At 42.4% G+C, this 514-nt stretch carries 2 pseudogenes; both read right to left on the bottom strand.

What is annotated here, in order from left to right:
• Positions 1–4: 4 nt before the first annotated feature.
• A pseudogene (locus HJP15_RS21660) lies at positions 5–211 on the bottom strand (alpha/beta hydrolase family protein); the annotation flags it as partial.
• Between the two features lie 83 nt (positions 212–294).
• Positions 295–501 (bottom strand): annotated as a pseudogene (locus tag HJP15_RS21655) (alpha/beta hydrolase family protein); the annotation flags it as partial.
• Positions 502–514 lie beyond the last annotated feature (13 nt).

The following is a 514-nucleotide window of genomic DNA, read 5'->3' as shown; positions in this document are numbered from 1 at the left end:
TCAATTACTCAGCTGAAATTACTGTATCTGTGGTTTTATCATCACTCAGTAAATATCTATCAAGCCACTGCTCTTGCTCCCAAAGTACATGCAGCAAACTCTTACGAGCACGATATCCATGCGCTTCGTATGGCAACATCACTAAACGGGCATCTTTGCCTAACCCTTTTAGTGCGGCATACATACGCTCGCTTTGCATTGGGAAAGTGCCGTGAGATTAAAGGCGGGATCTTCTTGTTGAGTGAGAGTAATAAAAACACGGTATCAAACCGCGTTTTTATTACTTGAATTCAATTACTCAGCTGAAATTACTGTATCTGTGGTTTTATCATCACTCAGTAAATATCTATCAAGCCACTGCTCTTGCTCCCAAAGTACATGCAGCAAACTCTTACGAGCACGATATCCATGCGCTTCATAAGGCAACATCACTAAACGGGCATCTTTACCTAACCCTTTTAGTGCGGCATACATACGCTCGCTTTGCATTGGGAAAGTGCCGTGAGATTAAAGG

This window comes from Pseudoalteromonas sp. NEC-BIFX-2020_002 (assembly GCF_013002825.1).
In the GTDB taxonomy this organism is placed as follows: domain Bacteria; phylum Pseudomonadota; class Gammaproteobacteria; order Enterobacterales; family Alteromonadaceae; genus Pseudoalteromonas; species Pseudoalteromonas neustonica.
The sequence above is the reverse complement of the archived record's forward strand: the minus strand, read 5'-3'. Positions and strand labels throughout refer to the sequence as shown.